This is a genomic window from Hydrogenophaga intermedia, from assembly GCF_000723405.1.
In the GTDB taxonomy this organism is placed as follows: domain Bacteria; phylum Pseudomonadota; class Gammaproteobacteria; order Burkholderiales; family Burkholderiaceae_C; genus Hydrogenophaga; species Hydrogenophaga intermedia.
In genome coordinates this window covers 1-3,200 of record NZ_CCAE010000106.1, presented here as the reverse complement: position 1 = coordinate 3,200, position 3,200 = coordinate 1, and the positions used below count along the sequence as shown (strand labels likewise).

Below are 3,200 nucleotides of genomic sequence, written 5' to 3'. Positions count from 1 at the left end.
AGCCCGGCTACACCCCAACAGGTGGGGTCAATATTGGATGGAAAACCGGGGTCAGGATTGCGTTGAAATCAACAGCGTGAACCGCCGAGTGTGTCCACCAGGGCCCGCTTGACCTGCTCACGGTCCAGGCCGGGCGCCACGCGGGCGCGCTGGATGAAGACAGGCCCGATGTCGTAGCCGTTGCCCGGCTGCAGCAAACGCGGTGCGGTCAACTTCATGCTGCCCAGGTAGCGGCTGCTGTCCAGGTGGTCCCAGCCTGAGGCATAGCGCCGGCTGGTTCGCAGGGTGAGTCCGGCCTTGATCATCGCGCGTCTCCTTCGGCTTCGTCGTCGACGAGATCGCGCTTGGCGTCCTCGATCTGCGCCACGGCATAGCGCAATGCAGCGACCAGTACGCCGCGGCGCTCACACTCGCCAGAGAAGTACATCCCGGCGAAGTCGCCGTGATGAACCTGCAGATGGTTCTGGATGGCCAGGCTCATGGCATCCAGGGCATCCTCACAGGACTGGCGGACCGCCTCGTTGAGTTGCTTGAGCGCCTGGACGTCATCTGGGGTGAGCCCATAGGCCTGCGGCTCCACCTCGAAGCGGCTGCAGGTGCTGCGCGAGGGATCCTCGATCGCGACGCCCGAGGACTCGTCCACGAAGCCGATGACGGGGGTTTCCTCGGCCTCGATCACGGTGAGTTTGTGTGGGAACAGGTAGATCTGCGGCGCAATGACGGTGATCACCTGGTCTCTCGCATAGCCGACGTGATCGATGCCCTCGTAGCCGACGACCACCAAGGCGGTACTTTCGTGCCTGACGTGGGTGACGTGCCCGTACATGTTCTGCGCGATCGGCTCAGCCCTCAGGGACGGGCAGCTTCTCAGGTCGACCAGATCGTCCTGCATCAGATGCCGTGCCTGCTTCTTGAATACTTTGGTCATGGGGAATGCTGTTGAAGCCCCCGGCAGACAAACCACCCCTGCGGGATGGCGTGCATCCCGGGGCGGGGTTGGTGAATGTCGGCGCATGGCCGACGAATTGGCTGGTACCAATGCGCCTGGACGATAGCCCGGCCGCTCTGATGCGGCAACCGTTCTGGCCCAGCAGCGTGGCGAAACGAAAAAGGCCGCACCCTCTCGGATGCGGCCTATCGATGGTTTCTCGTAGGGACTGGCGTCATTCCCAGCACCAGTTGCCGCTGCCGATGGCGTAGACCTTGGTGGTGTGGCCTTGCACGTCGATGGACTCGGCGTGAAACTCGGTGCGCTCCAGGTTGTTGTCTTCGCTGGGGTAGCTGAAGCAGTCCTTGGCCTGGTCATAGATCAGGCCGGGCATGTGCTTGCATAGCTGCAGGGCGCCGTCGTATTCGAAGTACGGGCAGCTCCAGCCATTCCATCGCATGCCGTTGCTCAGGCAGTCGATCACGACGCCGTCCGGTAGCCAGTCGCCGCTGGCATGAGCCCGCGTGAACTTGGGCATATCGGTGGGCGAGAACTGGGCATCGAACTCCGCGGCCGGCAATGCGCGCACGATGCCGCCGCCTTGAGCGGTGAAGTGCACCGTGTCGTCCGTTCGCTCCACGATTTGAAAGAGCGAGCCATTGGGCATCTTGTAGAGAACCCACGCTGGATCGTCTGAATGTTGTTGCATGATGAGGTCCGATTTAGGGCGGGCCATGTCCCTCACGGGCGCCTGGCCCCGTTGAGGGAGGGTGTCTGCATGGCGAACACCATGCGGCTGCGTTTGCAGTTGTGAGGAAATTCTGCGGTGGCCACGCGCATGCGTCCAGCAACCTGGCCCAGTGCTGTGGAGCACGTGCTTGGCGCGCTGGCTGGCTGCCTGCGGTGGTGCTTCAGCGCACCACAGTCAACCCGGGCCCGGAGGTCTTGGGCTGACCTTCGAACTCGCGAAGCTGCTCATCCGTGGGCCATGTGCCGTGCACCTTGACGTAGGCCAAGCGGCGCTGGTCGGCGGGGAAGTTGATCTGTCCATCCGGCCCGAACTTCATGTCCTCGCAGGCCATCGCCTGCATCCAGCCCACGCCATCGGTGTTCTCAACCATGTGGTGCGCAGCGCCGAGCTCACACATCGCGTTGAACTCTCGCGGTGACCTGGGTTGCCACGGCGCGCGGGTGATCTGCTGAAACTGCAGCCACTCGTCCTGGCTCATGCTCAGGCGTCCGTTGGAAACGATCATTTCTCTCTCCTGCTGACCCGTTGGAGCCCGCGTTGCGGGCGTTCTTCATGCATGCATGGTAGCCCTGGGTGTGCGAGATTCAAGTGCGCATACAAAGCGAAAAAGGCCACCCCCGAAGGAGTGGCCTTTTCTTGTTGTGTGCTTAGTGCACAACCTTCTTGCAGAACAGAGCCGCGACTTGGCGGTTCTGGCCGTACAGGAAGACTTCGAGCTTGTCGCGGACCCAACCCGGCAGGGAGGGAGCGTTGAGCGCCTGGACCAGCACCATGCGGTGGCCTTTGTCCATCACAGCGTCGAACAAGGCCTGCACTGCGTCCTCACCACCGTGTTGGATGGCGAGGTCGAGCGCTCGACCCGGTTTCTCGGCCAAGGACTTCACGATGAAGTCCATGTGGTCAAGGGCGGAAGCGTAGTCCGATTCGTATGCGGCGTTCATCATTTCTCAATCTCCATTTAAGGGAAAGAGACGAGTTCCACATACGCCCCATGAGGGAACCGTGGTTCCCGTCCGGGTGGGTGAATTTCGGCGTTTGCCGACGACTTGGAGTGATCTCCAAAGGTGAAACGATTTGAGCACAACTGAACCGCCCCGGGATTTGAGGAGGCTCTTTTCTCTGAGAGGATTGAGCCATGAACAAGAAGTCGAACAAGTTCTCACCCGAAGTGCGCGAGCGCGCGGTGCGCATGGTGCAGGAGCATCGGGGCGAGTACCCCTCGCTGTGGGCGGCCATTGAATCGATTGCAGCCAAGATCGGCTGCGTGCCGCAGACCCTCAACGAGTGGGTCAAGCGCGCCGAGATCGACTCGGGTGCGCGCGAGGGCATCACCACCAACGAATTGCAGCGGCTGAAGGAGCTCGAGCGCGAGAACAAGGAGCTGCGCAAGGCCAACGAGATCCTCAAGCTGGCCAGCGCGTTTTTCGCCCAGGCGGAGCTCGACCGCTGTTGATTTCAACGCAATCCTGACCCCGGTTTTCCATCCAATATTGACCCCACCTGTTGGGGTGTAGCCGGGCT

Annotated in this window: 5 protein-coding genes and 1 pseudogene; 1 reads left to right on the top strand and 5 read right to left on the bottom strand. The window is 61.8% G+C overall.

From position 1 onward, the window contains the following. Positions 1 to 68: 68 nt before the first annotated feature. The 5 genes from BN948_RS25280 to BN948_RS25260 all read right to left on the bottom strand — a co-directional run bounded on the left by BN948_RS25280 (position 69) and on the right by BN948_RS25260 (position 2,623). Complete coding sequence (locus BN948_RS25280) at positions 69 to 305, bottom strand: hypothetical protein (protein ID WP_035624857.1); 237 nt, start codon at positions 303 to 305, stop codon at positions 69 to 71. Then, entirely contained in the window at positions 302 to 928 is a 627-nt protein-coding gene (locus BN948_RS25275) for a hypothetical protein (RefSeq protein ID WP_156037865.1), read from the bottom strand. Before BN948_RS25275 ends, BN948_RS25280 begins: the two co-directional genes overlap by 4 nt. A 235-nt stretch (positions 929 to 1,163) precedes the next feature. Next, positions 1,164 to 1,637: a hypothetical protein gene (locus tag BN948_RS25270; RefSeq protein ID WP_156037864.1), complete on the bottom strand. Its 474-nt coding sequence runs from the start codon at positions 1,635 to 1,637 to the stop codon at positions 1,164 to 1,166. 202 nt (positions 1,638 to 1,839) lie between these two features. Next, the gene (locus BN948_RS25265; protein ID WP_035624849.1) at positions 1,840 to 2,184 is read right to left on the bottom strand and encodes a hypothetical protein; all 345 of its coding nucleotides are present in this window, start codon (positions 2,182 to 2,184) and stop codon (positions 1,840 to 1,842) included. Between the two features lie 142 nt (positions 2,185 to 2,326). Continuing rightward, positions 2,327 to 2,623, bottom strand: a complete 297-nt coding sequence (locus BN948_RS25260) for a hypothetical protein (RefSeq protein WP_035624846.1) — start codon at positions 2,621 to 2,623, stop codon at positions 2,327 to 2,329. Between the two features lie 191 nt (positions 2,624 to 2,814). Here BN948_RS25260 and BN948_RS25255 point away from each other — a divergent pair. Next, positions 2,815 to 3,125 (top strand): annotated as a pseudogene (locus tag BN948_RS25255) (transposase); the annotation flags it as partial. Between the last annotated feature and the right edge of the window lie 75 nt (positions 3,126 to 3,200).

Bases quoted from the DNA above. Each gene is read 5' to 3' on its own strand.
- BN948_RS25265 (WP_035624849.1), bottom strand. From the start codon at position 2,184: ATGATCGTTTCCAACGGACGCCTGAGCATGAGCCAGGACGAGTGGCTG.
- BN948_RS25270 (WP_156037864.1), bottom strand. From the start codon at position 1,637: ATGCAACAACATTCAGACGATCCAGCGTGGGTTCTCTACAAGATGCCC.
- BN948_RS25260 (WP_035624846.1), bottom strand. From the start codon at position 2,623: ATGATGAACGCCGCATACGAATCGGACTACGCTTCCGCCCTTGACCAC.
- BN948_RS25275 (WP_156037865.1), bottom strand. From the start codon at position 928: ATGACCAAAGTATTCAAGAAGCAGGCACGGCATCTGATGCAGGACGAT.
- BN948_RS25280 (WP_035624857.1), bottom strand. From the start codon at position 305: ATGATCAAGGCCGGACTCACCCTGCGAACCAGCCGGCGCTATGCCTCA.